The sequence below is a fragment of the Bradyrhizobium sp. WU425 genome (assembly GCF_021052305.1).
Lineage (GTDB): Bacteria > Pseudomonadota > Alphaproteobacteria > Rhizobiales > Xanthobacteraceae > Bradyrhizobium > Bradyrhizobium canariense_D.
The window spans coordinates 6976406-6989881 of record NZ_CP088089.1 but is presented as its reverse complement, the minus strand read 5'-3'; the positions used below and the strand labels follow the sequence as shown (position 1 = coordinate 6989881).

Sequence of the window (13476 nt, the reverse complement as noted above, 5' to 3'; positions counted from 1 at the left end):
CTTCTATCGTTTTGATGCGGAATCTTTTGGCTTGCGATGGCAGAGTTCACGGTAGACACCAAGCTGTTTCGTGAGTTGGGCGAATTGCTCGTCGGGCGCGACTCGACGGCTGTCGTCGAGCTCGTGAAGAACTCGTACGATGCCGATGCAACGAAGGTTACGATCCTCGGCACCAACCTGGAGAACCCGGAGAAGGGCAGCATCATCGTCGAGGACGACGGGATCGGCATGGATGTCGAGGATTTCGAGAAGGGCTTCCTTCGTATCGCCGGACGGACGAAAAACACGACCGACAGACGGTCCCCTTGGTTCAAGCGAAGATTCACGGGAGAAAAGGGCGTCGGTCGCCTTGCAGCCCACAAGCTTGCGCGGAATCTCGAAATCGTATCCCGCAAGTGGAACGGTGCGAAACGAAATCTCGAAACTGGCTTTCCTGCCGGAAAAGGTGCCCGAGCCACGATCGATTGGGACGGCGTCGAGAGGCTGGAAACCTTGCAGCAGGTCGCGAAATCGAAGTCGGTCGCGACTCACGAACTGCCCCAACAGGAATTGAAGGGAAGGCCCGCCGGAACGCGCCTGATATTGAAAAAACTGCGTCGCGCCTGGAGCGCAAGGACGCTCGATAGGTTCTTCCGCGAGGTCATCACTCTCACTCCACCTGCTGCTTTGGTGGAGCCCCTCCCCAAGGGGCTGGTCGAGGGGCGTACCATCCTTCCGGTCGTAAACGTCCGCGATGCCCAGCGCGAGGCGGGCTTCAAGATCGAGTTTGCCGGCGAGTTCCTGCAGAGAGAACCCGACATTCCGGGCTCCATCGAAAGCGCCGCCTGGGTCATCGAAATCGACTGCGGTGCCGAAGACCGGATGCTGAAGTTGGCGGTCCTGCCGACCAAGGCCACTCGCAAGGAGTTTCCGGGCGCCGAGGCCTTTCAGCTCAAGCGCAAGCTCGACAAGGATGCACCGGCGGTCGGTTTTCAGGCGCGAATACTTCAGCGCCAACACACGGCGTGGCCGGCGGCGTTGGCCGGAATCAGAATGTATTACGAGGGATTTCGGGTTCTGCCATACGGCGATCCTTCCGACGACTGGCTTGATCTCGATCGTGACTATCGTTCGCGCGGCAGAGGCGAACTCGGACGACTGCGCAGGTTCTCGGACTGGAAGCTTCCCGACGGCGATCCCAACGAGGCGCTGACGCTTCAAGGCAACAAGATGTGGTTCGGGGCCGTGTTTCTCACACGGGCGCATGCAGGCGACCTGAAAATGCTCGTCAACCGGGAAGGCTTTCTTCCCGGCCCAGAGTTCGACTTCATCGGTGACATGGTCAGGCTTGGTATCGATCTCCAGATCCGTCAGAACTACTCGGCCAGAATGGTGCTGACGCAGGCGCGCAAGCAGGAGCAGGAACGACAGAGAAGAGCCGTTCCAGCCTCTCCTGCTTCACAGGCGCCGACCTCGCATCTCGTCAACAGCATGCAGAGCGATGCCATCGGCTCGTTGAGGCAAGCCCGCGCGGCTTTGGCCCGCGGAGATACCGATGCGGTTCAACAAACGATCTCCTCCGTGGAGAAGACTCTGTCCTCGGCCAAGGAACTGATCGAGGAGGGCGCTTCCGAAGCGACCATGTATCGCGTCCTTGCGTCGATGGGGCTGGAGCAGGCGGCGTTCATTCACGAGGTCAATGCGCTGGCGATCCTGTCGCAGGGCATCGCTCAGAGTTTGGAAGGCCTCGCCAAGTCGATCACGGACCAGAAGCTGTCGCGGCGCATCAGCGCGGTCGCCAAGGATTGCCGTGACATTCGCGACAGACTTCGCCGAAATGCCGTCTATCTGGCCGACATGACCGGTATCGAAGGCCGACGGCGCAGGTCGAAGCAACCGCTGCTGGAGCGCTTCGAGAAGGTCCTTGATTTTCACAAATCTTCAATTGAGAAGAGAAGAATTGAAATCAAGACCAACATTCCTGCAAACACAAAAACACCCGCGATGTTTCCGGCCGAAGTCTCCGCCGTTTTCAACAACCTCCTCAGTAATGCGATCAAATTCGCGGGCGAGAACGGGCTGATCAAGGTTTCTGCCACGACTGATGATGGCGAACTGGTCGTGCGCTTCGAGAACACGGGGGATGCAGTCGATCTGAAGATCGCCGACAGATGGTTCGAACCATTCCGATCGTCGACCTCGGAAGTGGAAGAATCGCTGGGACAGGGGATGGGATTGGGTCTGACTGTCACTAAGAGCCTTCTCGACGAGTACGGTGGAGGCATTCAATTCGTTTCGCCTTCCAGAGGATTTGCCACAGCTATCGAGGCCCGGATACCAACATCATGAGCAAGCCGCCGCTGATTCTCGCCATCGACGACGACGAGAACGAAGTCAGACCTAAAATCCCGGACGGATACGCGTTAGAAGTCGTCGATCCGAAATCCGACCGAGAAGTGTTCGCACAGTTGATGTCGAAATTGGTCGGCGAGGCATGCCTTATATTGCTCGACCAAAAATTCCACGACACTCCTATTTCGATTTCGCTGGATGCTCAAGACGGCTCGAGCTTCGTATCGCATCTTCGTTCCTGGTCGCGTTTCAACAAGCAGCCGCTCGCGCCTATCATCATGTTCACGAACGATGTCGAGGTCTTTGCCAACGAAGTTCCAGCCGTTGGACCGGCGCTCCCTGTCGAGGGATCCTTCGTCAATCGGGAGCATCGGCTGGCCCCGGCTCTCGACGTAGAGTGGATTCTGTTCAAGAACGATGAGCGAGCCACACAACGTCTGGCCAACTTGGCAGAGGCCTTTCAAGAAATACGAGATGGAGTCGGGAACGACGGCGCCAGCCTGGATGAAATCCTTCAAATCCTGAACGCGCCCACAGACTGTGTGTGGTCGGAACAGGCTGGGGAGGAGCTGCAGAATGCAAGACCCCCTGTTGATCAAACGGAAGAGGGCACCTCCCAGTCGGCTCGTGGGGCATCCCAGATCATGCGATGGTTATGCCATAAGGCGCTGCCGTATCCTGGGGTCTTCTTGTCCGACTTCTATGCCGCTTGGGCACTGGGAATATCGGCCGAGGATTTCAGGAAGATAGCAGATCTTGCGCCATCGACCGATTGGTTGGCCGAACTGAAACGAGCCAAGTACACGGGTCCCCTGGAGAGCTTGATGGGTCGGCGTTGGTGGCGCCCGGGAATAGACCAACTCGTCTGGTTGTTGGATGAGGCGACTGCGAAAAGCGGCACACGGCTCGAAGGACTGGGATTGGCCGTTCCCGGATTTCAATTTGGAGAGCTGAAGCCGTCATCGTCTCACGTCGTGATTTGCGATGAAGACCTTCTTGAGTCGGAGATCGGGACGATCGAGGAAGCTATCCAGGTTCATCCGCCCGGCTGGCCAGCTGAAGCGCTGGAGCCTTGGATGCTGAAAGCAGAAGTGAAAGCCGATCCCGTGCTCACGGCAATGGCTGATCCGAACGACTTGGTTTGAGGAGCTTTCTTTGCCTGTGGTATTCGACGTGAAGCTGATGCAAAGCGACCTGAGTGCATTTTCAAAGGCCAGTTCCAGGTTTTTGGCGAACCACAGGCGATTGGACGATTTGCAGGCGCTACTGGCTACGGCTGTGGCGAACGCAAGACAGGGAGACGGCAGCATACGGTGGGGTACCGGCCAAGGCGAAGCCGCCCAGCCCATCAGGACACGCCCAAGCAAGAGCTATCGCAGTCACGGCGAGTTCGCAAAAGAGCTCGTGGCTGAAGTTTCGTTCAACTTCAAAGGCCACTTGGCTGAGGACGACAACGGCCGCATGATCGTAACTTCGGGTGGGACTTGCATCAAGCTGATGTGGAAGGAAGGTGACAGCGACTGTACAGAGTGCCATTTCGACGTCCATCCCAACAAGGCCGGACATCCGACGCTGCACATTCAGTTCGTCGGGGAGGTCAAGGAGCTGCCGCGCTTGCCTTCCTTTTTTGCTCATCCACTCGACATTCTCGAGTTCACGCTGATGGAAGTGTTTCAAGAGAGCTGGCGGCGAGAGCGTTCCAAGATCACTTGTCGGACTCAGCTGCATACCTTTCCCGCCAGCCAACGTACTCGGCTCAAGGCGGTCTTGCAGAAATACAGTGGCTGGTTGGACGCCGAGAACGATACTGCACCTCTGGTCAGCTTGCAGGCTACGCCTGCCCAGCCTTTCGATCTCTATCCGCAATAGTATGGAGCCGTTCAGGATCCAGCGTAGTGCTTGCAGATTGCCGGGCCGCATGCGCCGCTCTGTAGCCCCGGAACGCAAACCTCGTCTTGTAGGTTTTGCGCGACGACGCCGAACAATGCGCCCGACGCGATCGCCGCCTAGACCACTGTTTGTGAACGGGTTGGTCTGTTCTGGCCAACGGAGCAGCGCTTGTCGTGGCGGCGTCGCAATTCGTGGCCGTACGGCTCCCTGGCCCCGCATCCTTCTAAAGTATGACGGTTCACAGTACGTTGTAGTCGGACGGCTGCGAACGAGCTCGGCGCTTACGAGGGTGTCCCGCTCAGGCTCGACCTGCGCGGCGGCACGGCCGCGACCTGTTCCGTCGCAGGAGGGTTTTGGGAATGGCTTTGTACCCAACGGTCGTGCGCTGGACTGGCCCCAATAGTCGAAGGGCAGATATCACGAAGTTCAGCGAGCCGTATGTCCATCGTGCACGCATCCGCGCAAGCCGAAAGCGCTCCGACTCTTCGGACGATGCGAATGTCCATCCTTGACCCGACGAGAACGTCATCTCGAGCTCACCGGAGCACGAACTCTTGCAGCTACCCCCCGGACAACCTGTATCTCATCGGGCAACTCAGAAGGCCAATGCGTCGCAAAGAGTTGGATCGGAAAACACGATTCGCTCCTTGCTATCGTGATCCCTTGCGTCATGCTCCCATGATGGTGCACTCAGCGACTATCTTATCGAGGTGTTGATAATGCCAGACAGGTCGCCGCAATTTTCACGCAAGACCGTGCTTGCCGCGGTCGACACGCTGCCCTTCAACCAGGGTCAGTTTTCGCGCTTTTTGCAGGACCTAGGTACTGAGTATTTCAATTGGGTTCGACACGAAGACGTCAGCGTCGGGAAACGTCACAGTGACTTGATCGAGATGTACGACGAAGACCCTATGAGGAAACTGCGGGACGGCGAATACCTCAGCGAGTTCATCGTAGAGACGGCCGCCTCGCATGTGGCCGAGCCTCCGCAACAGTATCCGTGGGCCGACCTGGTCGAGGAAAATTCGGTCCTCAAGAAGTTCAGGGCGACGCTGGAGCGGGACGGATTCACCATTGTGGATAGGACGCTGCGGCGGGTATCACCGGTAGAGCTGGGCATCGCAGCCGCTGAAGACGAAGTAACCCGCATATTGTCTCAGCCGCCATTCGAGGTCGCGAGGGGGCACCTCACCCAGGCGCTCGATGCACATGGTCGAGGCGACTGGGCGGCGGCAAACAGCCAGATACGAGTTTTCTATGAAGCTCTTTTGTATGATCTTGCCAAAGCGATCGATCCGGCAACGGCCGCCCAGAGCGGTGAAGGCCGACGCCAGCGATTGGCGAGGGAAGGCATTCTCCGCATCGATCTGAACGAGTGGGGAGGCGAGGGAAAAAATTTCATAAACGGCCTTATGAAGCGCCTGCATCCGGAGGGCGCGCATCCCGGGCTGTCCAATGAAAAAGACAGTACCTACAGACTACATATAGTCCTGTTGACCGCGAGGCTCCTGCTGGAGCGGTGGGAATCCGCCAGAGCGTAGCCATTTTTTTCGAGATGTTTGGAGTAGTCGCTCTTTTGGCCGCATTGGTAATCTTCGCCCCGATGATTTCTGGAATACCTGCCAAGGCGCCGGAGCGCGCAAACGGTCCGTCCTCGAAAGCGCTCTTAGAAACTATCGGCATCCTTTCCGTGACGCTCTTCATCGTGGTTTCCGAGTTCATCGCTTATTCCTATGTGAGCGTCTTTATGAGCGGTTCTCTGCTTGCGGGGGTGCCACTCCTCTCGGCCGCGCTCATTGCCCACGGTTTCGGACGCGTGACGGGAAACGCTACGTGTGGCGTTCTGACTGACCGTAGACTCTTCGTCGCGGCTGCAGGCGCACAACTCATCCTTCCTAGGTTTGCTTGCGTTCGGACAGCATGGTGCCTTCACGTGCTCATCGCCTTCCTTTGGGCCAACGTGAGCTACATGCATCTCGTCCCGCTCCAGCATCGGCTTCTCCGGTCTGGCCGGAGATAGGTCGAAGCTGGTCCTGGCAATGAACAGCTCAACCACCTTGGCAGGGATCGCCATCGGCGCTTTTCTCGGCGGCATCCTTGTCCAGATCAGCGGCGTAACGCTGCTGAATGCGGCATCGATCATGATTGGCGCCATCGGCGTCGGGCTGCCTGTTGCCTTCATGAGTGATGCAGCACCTCCAGAAGCCGCGGCTGCAATATGTCCGAGATGATCCGCTAGCCGAATGCGACCCAAGTCGCCTTTCGATCCTGGGACAACGGGGTCTCCCGCTGTCGCCGAGGATGTCCTGCCAAACACGCAAGAAACTGATCGCTGAGCCTTCGTGGTCGCAAGATCCCGCGCAGTGAGATCCAGCGAAGGCCCTACTTCATCTGCTACAATAAACCTCAGAGACGGAGAAAGCCCGTTATATGAAGCGAGATGTGAGGAGTTCCGGCAAGTACAGCGATCGACTGAACCGAGTTGGAGAAAACGCTTGCTGCCCGGTCCGGGCCATGGTGGCCGCGCCGCCCTTTGCCCGCGTAGTCGTGCCGGACAGAGCGCGCTTGCGCATGATCGGCACGACCTGCTCGGCGAAGATGTCGACACCACCACGTGGCCAAGCCGGCATGAGGTTGAACCTTTCCGCGCGCCGATCTCGAATTTGGTCTGGATGTTGTCGGCGCTTATCCAGACCGATTGCAGAAAGAATACAACGATCTGATCCAGCCAGAGTATTCGCTGACGCAGTTGCGCGTCAGATGCTCGATCTCAGCCTTTCAGGGTTGGATTTCGACGAACCCTTTCCGCATCAGTTGATCGATACTGGCGGCGCGCACGGCGTCGCCAGTCCCAACAAGCTTGTGATCGATACCGCCGATCGGGAGAAGCCGACCCTTCGTCAACTGGTGTAACGACCAGCCGGAGCGCGCCGCCATCGGCTCACTGCGGGCCCACCGCGAATAGCCGCACAGCGGGAGCTGCGTCCGCCGTGTGACGACGGCTGGCACGCCGACCCAAATCTTTCCGGGCTTTAACCTGCCTGAACCGGCAGTTGCAGGCATGGGGCGATAGGCACTCGATGCGTCGCCGACTTGGATGAGGCTCGCGAGAGCTGCGTTAAGTTTCGGAATCTGTAGAACTAGAAAACGGCGCGTTTTGAGTCTATCATCGGTGCCACCGGGGCTGGACTACATTTATTCACGTTGGCATTTTCAACCCGGAAGGCCGCCGGCGAGATTGTCGGCGGCCTTTTTCGGGGATACTCGATAGGATTGGGCCGGCCTAGATACGATCGGGCTCGGCGCCACAGTCGCCGGTTGGCTTGTAACGGATTGGCGCGCCCGCGCGGCGTGCCACACGGGGGCGTTAATGCATAATTGGAAGAGGGAACTCGATGCGCTCGTCGCTGAAACGATGGCGTTCACCAAATCGCTGAAGGTAGAAATCGAGGGGCCGAGGCCTGAGCTGAAAAAAGGCGTTGAGCCGCATGAGCTCAGGTTGCCCAACTATGGCGGCAGCGAGCGCGATGAGATCAGGAAGCGGGTCGAGCGATTCAAAGCACATCAAGAGCGCTTCACGCGCGAGCGCGAGGACCATGCCGAGTCGCTGCTGGGTCGGATCAGGCCGATGACGAAGCCCTAGGAGAGCTCAAGCTCGCTGAATCTTCCTAGGCCCCGCCAGATCTGCTCGAGGGCCTCTTCTCAAGTGATACATGCTCAAACGGGCGGGATATTTCGGCGTTCGAGATAACCGAGCCCAGTTGGATCGCCCCGAACCGATAGTTTGCAAGCTCGGGTCGACTATTCCCTCAGGGTTTCGCTCCCCCCGAGGCCTGAAAGCTGCACTGCTTTTTAAGAAGCCGCAGGAATCCTGCTCCAATCTCGGAGCCGCTGACGATCGGAGTTCTTTCGTACGCGATCGGCCAAGCACTCCACCAAATGTTTTTGGCATTGACCAAAACTAAAAACGTCACATTTAGACTCTGTTCGAAGATTTAACGGAGGCTACAGTCCAATGCGCAACCTTCTCGTTTTTTGTATGCTTGCACTTCCGATCCTCGCCGGCTTCGGATCGCCTTCGCTTGCCGCTTCGCGGGGGCATTCGTACATTCCACCGGCTCGGCAGGACGTTTATTGCTTGCAGGGACGCGCCTGGGGATATCCGGGCAATTGCCAGTTCTCGACCTATGACCAGTGCATGGCCACTGCCTCCGGTACCTTGGCCTATTGCGGGATGAATCCAACCTACGCATTCCAGCGACAAGGACAGCAATTGCGCTGACGCGTGATCGACAAGCGTGCTCGAGCTATCAATATTGCTCATGGAAATGGATGCGCCGGCTGTGCAGCTTAAGCGTTGAGCTTTCTGCCCGGTTGACATCCCGCGTGAGTAGGGTCGCGCTCTCGGTTCGACCGGGACGTAAGCCTGGAGCGCGATGGATTGTCGGCCTCGCATAGCGTCTGTTGCTGGCCGGAGTGAGTGGGTTCCTCCAGCCAGGTCTTGGCGCGACTGGCGCATGGCATTCACCCGCCCGTCCTTCCTCAATAAGGCTGGTCTCCCCGTGGACAGGTGTCTATGGCCATGCATCGTTTCGGCAGCGCTGCTGTAGCCGGCCTATGGGATTGCCTGGCTCGACGCATTCTGCGTGTGCTCCCCAAGTCAGGGCGAACTGAAACCGTTCCTAGAGTTCGGTTCGCGTGAGGCGTCCCGCCATCTGCTCGAGGAGCGCCAAAGTCTGTCCGCTGCGGTCACGGTGCGACTCGCATTTGCGGTGATCCAGACTAAAAACCTGCTGTTGCCTTGTTTTGTTGTTCATTCGCTTGGAGGCGGCAGCCGCTGGCCGTGATGGTGCTCGATGCCATGCTCTGGAGCCCCTCACGTGCTGCGGCGAGCGGACATGTTTTTTACCGCAATGGATTCCACCCCCATCGGTCCTGTCCAGCTACTCACGACCTGCTGACAGGCGTGCTCGATCCGCTAGTCTTCCTGCTTCCGACGCTTTTTGAACCGTCGCGCAGGCGTGGCTTTATGCGGTGGCCTGAGTCAGGGCGTAGTCACTATCGCGCTTGCCGGTCGATGGACCCAGAGCCGAGGCTATGGGGCCGCTGAAGAGCTGAAATTTTAATATGAACCCGGCTCTGCCGGACTGCTTGTGGCGGCCGGAAACAGGCAAGACTTGCTTTTCGCGTCCAGGTTCGTGTGACGAGGGTCTCATCGAAGTCCATAACGTGCAATGGCTGATCTGCGCCGCTCAGGCAGATGGCTTTAGCGTGGTTCGGGCGACTCACGGTATCCATCATTCCCTGACTTACCGCACAATGGGAATGAAATGGTTGCAGCCACTCGTGAATTGCCGGCCTCTGGTTACGCCCTTGAAGTGGACGGTCGACTCAAGGCCGAGTTTGCGACCAGAGATGGCGCCAAGGCGGGCGGAGAAGAACTGAAGAAGCGTTTTCCTATGCTTCAGATCAGGATCTATGACGTGCAGACGCATGCGCGCGAGGAAATCTAGGTCCTCTGACTCCGACTCGAGCCTTAGCGGAGTTCTTCCTCTTGCGCGCGTGCGGCTGTCGCCGCACCGGGCTCTCGTAAACCGAGCCGCTTTGCGTCTCGGCCGTGCGGCGTCGATCCCTCGCGCAGGGGATGCGGAGCTCCTCGCCGGGGGCACTCGGAAAAGGGGCTCGCCTGCGGCGACCGCTATCACTGCCCCGTTCCCGGGTGCCGCTATTGAACCGGTCTCGTCGCTGCACTCGGACCCGCGTGTCCCTTCGGGTCGCTATGCTCACGCTCTCCGGGTGCCATTTTGCGTTGAGGCGATGCGCCCTGGCGCACGCCTGGTCGGGCCTGCGACCCTAAGTAGCTCAACGCAATTCTCATGAATTGTCCGATGGAAGGCGGGCTGCGTCGCAGATTTCGGATTGTCTCAGGTGGAGGCGAGAGTCAGAGTGTCGGCCGGGTTTTGCCGTGACGGGTTACAGGCTGCGAGAGAGGCTCGCGGTCCCCGTCGCGGAGATCCGCGATGTCCAGACATTATCCTCGGGGGCGCACCGGTGAGGACCGAACGAGCCTTTATGACGACATCACCAACAAGATCATCGCCGAGCTGGAGGCCGGCCGCGTGCCGTGGGTGCAGCCTTGGGGTACCGGGGCGGCGAAGGCGCCTTTGGCCATGCCGAAAAGCGCCACGTCCGGCCGCCAATACAGCGGCATAAACATTCTAATTCTCTGGGGTGCCGCCACGGAACGTGGATTCACCGGTCAGAGCTGGCTTACTTTCCGCCAGGCGCTGTCGCTCGGTGGTCACGTCCGCAAGGGCGAGCGCGGCACGACCGTCGTCTATGCCGACCGTTTTGTGCCGGTCGACGAAAAGCGCCGCGCACACGAGACCGGCGAGGAGGCACAAGCTGTTCCATTTTTGAAGCGCTTCACCGTTTTCAATCTCGATCAATGCGACGGGCTGGCTTCGGACATCGTAACTGCTGCGCCACCACCGCCATCCGGCATGATCGAGCCGCGGGTCGAATACCTGATCAAGGCGACCGGCATCGACTTCCGCATCGGCGGCAACCGCGCCTTTTATGCGCCGACGGAAGATTATGTGCAGGTGCCCCCACCGCAAGCCTATTTCGAACCGATCAATTGGCATCGAACGGCCTTGCACGAACTGGCGCATGCCAGCGGACATCCGTCACGCCTCAACCGCGACCTGTCGGGCAGCTTTGGGACCATGAAGTATGCCTTTGAGGAGCTGGTTGCGGAAATCTCGTCTGCGTTCAGTTGCGCCTCGCTCGGCATCGTGCCGACGGTGCGGCACGCCGACTACATCGGGTCCTGGCTGGAGGTGCTGCGCGAGGACAATCGCGCGATCGTGCGAGCTGCTTCGCAGGCCAGCAAGGTTGCGGATTATCTCCTTGGCTTCCTGCCGGAAGTCACTGCCGAGAGAGCGGAGCAGGAGGTGGCGTGAGTTTCACCCGTGTCGCCTCGAACAAGAGAGTGAGAGGGGAGCGGCGGCTTTCGCGACGGGTTGGAGGCCGAGAGAGAGTCTCCCGGCTGCCCGTCGTGGAGAATCGACATGACGAAGGCTGTTCAGAAGATCACGCTCTCCCCCTCGCGTGACATTCCGTTCAACAAGCTGGTGCTGAGCCAATCCAACGTCCGACATGTGAAAGCGGGCATTTCGATCGAGCAACTCGCCGAAAGCATCGCGCAGCGTACGCTGCTGCAAAGTCTCAACGTGCGGGCGGTTGTGGATCCCGAAGGCCATGAGACCGGCATGTTCGAGGTGCCGGCCGGCGGACGGCGCTATCGCGCGCTGGAGCTTCTCGTCAAGCAGAAGCGCATGGCGAAGACGCAGGCCGTTCCTTGTGTCGTGCGCGAGGGCGGCATCGCTGAAGACGACTCGCTTGCCGAGAATGACGAGCGGGTAGGGCTTCATCCGCTCGACCAGTTTCGAGCCTTCCAGACCTTGAGTGGCGTGGGCATGTCCGAGGAGGATATCGCTGCAAGGCACTTCGTGACACCGGCTGTCGTGAAGCAAAGGCTCAGGCTGGCGTCGGTGTCGCCAAAGCTCCACGACGTCTATGCCGAAGACGGCATGACTCTCGAGCAACTCATGGCCTTCTCAGTTACAGCCGATCATGCCAGGCAGGAGCAGGTGTGGGAGAACGTCAGCCGATCCGGTTATGACGAGCCCTACCAGATCCGGCGGATGCTCACGGAAAATACCGTGCGCGCGTCCGATCGCCGCGTTCAGTTCATTGGGCTTGATGCTTACGAGCAGGCGGGCGGCGGTGTCCTGCGGGATCTATTCGCGCACGACGATGGCGGCTGGCTTCAGGACGTCCGCTTGCTTGATCGTCTGGTGACAGAAAAGCTTAAAGCCGAGGCTGAGACGATTGCAGCGGAGGGGTGGAAGTGGATTTCGCTCGCCGTCGAATTCCCCTACGGCCACACGGATGGCTTGCGTGAGCTCGAGGGCAAACCGGTCGATCTCTCCCCAGAAGAGCAGGCCACAATCGACGCCCTCAACGCGCAGCGAGCCAAGCTTGAATCCGATTACCAGGATGCCGACGAGCTGCCCGAAGAGGTAGATCAGCGTCTCGGCGAAATCGAGACGGCACTGATGGCGTTTGATGAGCGGCCGATAATTTACAATCCGGCCGAGATCGCCCGTGCCGGCGCCTTCGTCAGCATCGATTTCGAAGGCCGCCTCTCGGTCGATCGGGGTTACGTCCGGCCGGAGGACGACGTCTCGGCAGCCGAGGCCGATGTCGGGGAGGGCGCCGATACACTGTCGATCGAGGGGAAGGCGGCTGGCACTTCCGTCCAGCGCACGGTCATCGCCGTGGCTAGCGGCGCGACTGACGCGGAAGAAGATGAGGACGCGACAAAACCTCTGCCGGATCGGCTGATCACCGAGCTGACGGCGCATCGCACGCTGGCATTGCGGGATGCGCTGGCAGAAAATCCTGCAATTGCGTTCCAGGCGGTGCTGCACAACTTCGTGCGGACGGCCTTTTACCGGTTGGCATCGTCCGGGAGCTGCCTTGAGGTCGGACTTCGCACACCGACCTTTCCGGCTCAAGCGCCTGGCTTGAGGGAAAGCGTGTCCGCGAAGGCCGTTGAGGCGCGGCATGAGTCCTGGAAGGCACGGTTGCCGAAGGGCGAGGACGATCTCTGGGATGCGCTCACGGCCCTCGACGGCGCCGCACAGGCATCCCTGTTCGCTCACTGTGCGTCATTTGCGGTCAACGCCGTCTATGAGCCGGCCAACCGCTACAATCAGGGCCGCGTCTCCGCCCACGGCGTCCGCACCCGGCTCGACCAGGCTGATGTGCTGGCAGGTGCCGTCGGCCTCGACATGGTTCGCTCTGGCTGGAGACCGACCGTCGACAACTATCTCGGCCGCGTCACCAAGCCTCGCATCCTGGAGGCGGTGCGGGAAGCCAAGGGCGAATCCTCCGCGCAACTGATCGACCACCTGAAGAAGGCCGACATGGCCAAGGAAGCCGAGCGTCTCCTCGATGGTTCGGGCTGGTTGCCGGAGCCGCTGCGCCTCGTCGATCCCAATGCGGCGTCAGTGGAACAGGAGAGTGAAGCGGGCCCCCTGCCGGAATTCCTCGACGAGGACGAGGATCGGGACAACGCGAAGGACGATGATCCGCAACAGCTCGACGCGGCTGAGTGACATCGTAGAAGAAACGGCTCCGGCCGTCCGGCAATTGCTTGGGGACCGGTGTTTCGCGCCGGTCCCC

The 13476-nt window shown here is 59.6% G+C and carries 12 protein-coding genes; all 12 read left to right on the top strand.

The window, feature by feature from the left end; all coding sequences use genetic code 11:
- Positions 1-36: 36 nt before the first annotated feature.
- The 12 genes from BcanWU425_RS33455 to BcanWU425_RS33400 all read left to right on the top strand — a co-directional run bounded on the left by BcanWU425_RS33455 (position 37) and on the right by BcanWU425_RS33400 (position 13409).
- Positions 37-2328 (top strand): sensor histidine kinase, encoded by a 2292-nt coding sequence (locus tag BcanWU425_RS33455; protein ID WP_231189419.1) that lies wholly within the window; start codon positions 37-39, stop codon positions 2326-2328.
- Positions 2325-3476, top strand: coding sequence for a hypothetical protein (locus BcanWU425_RS33450; RefSeq protein ID WP_204513394.1), 1152 nt, complete (start codon positions 2325-2327; stop codon positions 3474-3476). Before BcanWU425_RS33455 ends, BcanWU425_RS33450 begins: the two co-directional genes overlap by 4 nt.
- Before the next feature lie 10 nt (positions 3477-3486).
- Entirely contained in the window at positions 3487-4200 is a 714-nt protein-coding gene (locus BcanWU425_RS33445; protein WP_204513396.1) for a hypothetical protein, read from the top strand.
- A 740-nt stretch (positions 4201-4940) separates the two neighbouring features.
- Positions 4941-5762, top strand: coding sequence for a hypothetical protein (locus BcanWU425_RS33440; RefSeq protein WP_231189417.1), 822 nt, complete (start codon positions 4941-4943; stop codon positions 5760-5762).
- 498 nt (positions 5763-6260) lie between these two features.
- Entirely contained in the window at positions 6261-6452 is a 192-nt protein-coding gene (locus BcanWU425_RS33435; RefSeq protein WP_204513402.1) for a hypothetical protein, read from the top strand.
- Between the two features lie 264 nt (positions 6453-6716).
- Positions 6717-6944, top strand: coding sequence for a hypothetical protein (locus tag BcanWU425_RS33430; RefSeq protein WP_204514111.1), 228 nt, complete (start codon positions 6717-6719; stop codon positions 6942-6944).
- A gap of 37 nt (positions 6945-6981) precedes the next feature.
- Complete coding sequence (locus BcanWU425_RS33425; RefSeq protein WP_231189415.1) at positions 6982-7134, top strand: hypothetical protein; 153 nt, start codon at positions 6982-6984, stop codon at positions 7132-7134.
- Between the two features lie 502 nt (positions 7135-7636).
- Positions 7637-7864: a hypothetical protein gene (locus tag BcanWU425_RS33420; RefSeq protein ID WP_231189412.1), complete on the top strand. Its 228-nt coding sequence runs from the start codon at positions 7637-7639 to the stop codon at positions 7862-7864.
- Between the two features lie 372 nt (positions 7865-8236).
- Positions 8237-8503 carry a DUF3551 domain-containing protein gene (locus BcanWU425_RS33415; protein WP_204513406.1) on the top strand — a complete coding sequence of 89 codons (267 nt, stop codon included), beginning with the start codon at positions 8237-8239 and terminating at the stop codon, positions 8501-8503.
- A 1048-nt stretch (positions 8504-9551) separates the two neighbouring features.
- Positions 9552-9734, top strand: coding sequence for a hypothetical protein (locus tag BcanWU425_RS33410; protein WP_204513407.1), 183 nt, complete (start codon positions 9552-9554; stop codon positions 9732-9734).
- A gap of 507 nt (positions 9735-10241) precedes the next feature.
- Positions 10242-11186, top strand: coding sequence for an ArdC family protein (locus BcanWU425_RS33405; RefSeq protein WP_204513408.1), 945 nt, complete (start codon positions 10242-10244; stop codon positions 11184-11186).
- A gap of 108 nt (positions 11187-11294) precedes the next feature.
- Complete coding sequence (locus tag BcanWU425_RS33400; RefSeq protein ID WP_204513409.1) at positions 11295-13409, top strand: ParB/RepB/Spo0J family partition protein; 2115 nt, start codon at positions 11295-11297, stop codon at positions 13407-13409.
- Positions 13410-13476: the final 67 nt, after the last annotated feature.

Bases quoted from the DNA above. Each gene is read 5' to 3' on its own strand.
- BcanWU425_RS33440 (WP_231189417.1), top strand. From the start codon at position 4,941: ATGCCAGACAGGTCGCCGCAATTTTCACGCAAGACCGTGCTTGCCGCG.
- BcanWU425_RS33415 (WP_204513406.1), top strand. From the start codon at position 8,237: ATGCGCAACCTTCTCGTTTTTTGTATGCTTGCACTTCCGATCCTCGCC.
- BcanWU425_RS33455 (WP_231189419.1), top strand. From the start codon at position 37: ATGGCAGAGTTCACGGTAGACACCAAGCTGTTTCGTGAGTTGGGCGAA.
- BcanWU425_RS33450 (WP_204513394.1), top strand. From the start codon at position 2,325: ATGAGCAAGCCGCCGCTGATTCTCGCCATCGACGACGACGAGAACGAA.
- BcanWU425_RS33400 (WP_204513409.1), top strand. From the start codon at position 11,295: ATGACGAAGGCTGTTCAGAAGATCACGCTCTCCCCCTCGCGTGACATT.
- BcanWU425_RS33425 (WP_231189415.1), top strand. From the start codon at position 6,982: ATGCTCGATCTCAGCCTTTCAGGGTTGGATTTCGACGAACCCTTTCCG.
- BcanWU425_RS33410 (WP_204513407.1), top strand. From the start codon at position 9,552: ATGGTTGCAGCCACTCGTGAATTGCCGGCCTCTGGTTACGCCCTTGAA.
- BcanWU425_RS33420 (WP_231189412.1), top strand. From the start codon at position 7,637: ATGGCGTTCACCAAATCGCTGAAGGTAGAAATCGAGGGGCCGAGGCCT.
- BcanWU425_RS33405 (WP_204513408.1), top strand. From the start codon at position 10,242: ATGTCCAGACATTATCCTCGGGGGCGCACCGGTGAGGACCGAACGAGC.
- BcanWU425_RS33435 (WP_204513402.1), top strand. From the start codon at position 6,261: ATGAACAGCTCAACCACCTTGGCAGGGATCGCCATCGGCGCTTTTCTC.